Here is a 1,031-nt window from a genome sequence, read left to right on the forward strand (position 1 = left end):
TTTTACCGTTTCCCCACCAGACACATCCATTCCGCTTCCGCCGCGAGTTCGTCCCCGACATACGCTTTGCCGTACTGTTTAATCATCTTGGGCGACACGCGCAGGTTCGCAATTTCGACGCGAACCGTGTCTCCCGGCCGCACCTGACGGCGGAATTTTACGTTATCGACCGTGGCGAGGAAGAAAAGTGCACCGTCTTCAAAAACCTTTTGATAGCTCAGCGCCGCGCCGCCCGCCTGCGCCATTGTTTCGACAAGGATGACGCCGGGCACGACGGGATATTCGGGAAAATGCCCCTGAAAGAAAAAATCGTCCTGCGTGAATGTGCGGAGCGAAATGCTTCCCGCGTCGTCGGCGCACACGATTTCGTCGATAAACAGAAAAGGCTTGCGGTGCGGAAGCAAGGCTTCAAGGTCTTTTGTTGCACTCATCTGATTTTCCGATTCTCTCCGCGCTGTTTTTTATGCGGCTCTGCTACTGCAGCATGAACCTTTTTCGTATCCTGCAAAAAGCGGATGATGGGAATCGAACCCACGTCTCCAGCTTGGAAGGCTGGGGTAATAGCCATTATACGACATCCGCGAGATGATTCGCACTGTAGCAAAAACACACTCAAAGTGTCAACGTTATGCAATTTGTTTTTTTTGGAGTTACTTACTGCCCGCTATTCTTTTGCGGCAGTTAAAACACGCAAAAGGCTGAATGCCGGGTTCCCAGCCCGGCAGCAAACCACAGGCTTGCGGCAGTTCCCTCAAGAAACTCGATTGTTTCCTACGGGGTCAGCAGATGACGCCTTTTGCCGACGGCACCGTGCCGCCCCGCCGCGGGTCGACGGCGACGGCGTCGCGGAGCGCCCGCGCGGCGGCTTTAAACAGCGCTTCCATTTTGTGGTGGTCGCTCCGCCCGCAGAGCGCGTCCAAATGCAGGCTACAGCGCGCGGCGGACGCGAAGCCCTGCCAGAAGTCCGCGAACGTGTCGGTCTGAAAGCTGCCCGCCGCCCCGTCCGCGCCGAGCGACACGAGCGCCGCGCC

Annotated in this window: 1 protein-coding gene, 1 tRNA gene and 1 pseudogene; all 3 read right to left on the bottom strand. The window is 57.2% G+C overall.

Annotated features, from left to right (window positions below):
* Positions 1–2: 2 nt before the first annotated feature.
* A complete protein-coding gene (fabZ, locus tag AWU74_RS06040) occupies positions 3–431 on the bottom strand; it encodes a 3-hydroxyacyl-ACP dehydratase FabZ (protein ID WP_062328552.1) in 429 nt (142 codons plus the stop codon).
* Positions 432–510: 79 nt separating this feature from the next.
* Positions 511–582: transfer RNA gene (locus AWU74_RS06045), tRNA-Gly, on the bottom strand.
* A 197-nt stretch (positions 583–779) separates the two neighbouring features.
* Positions 780–1,031, bottom strand: a pseudogene (locus AWU74_RS06050) (imidazoleglycerol-phosphate dehydratase); the annotation flags it as partial.

The sequence above is a fragment of the Treponema endosymbiont of Eucomonympha sp. genome (assembly GCF_001028545.1).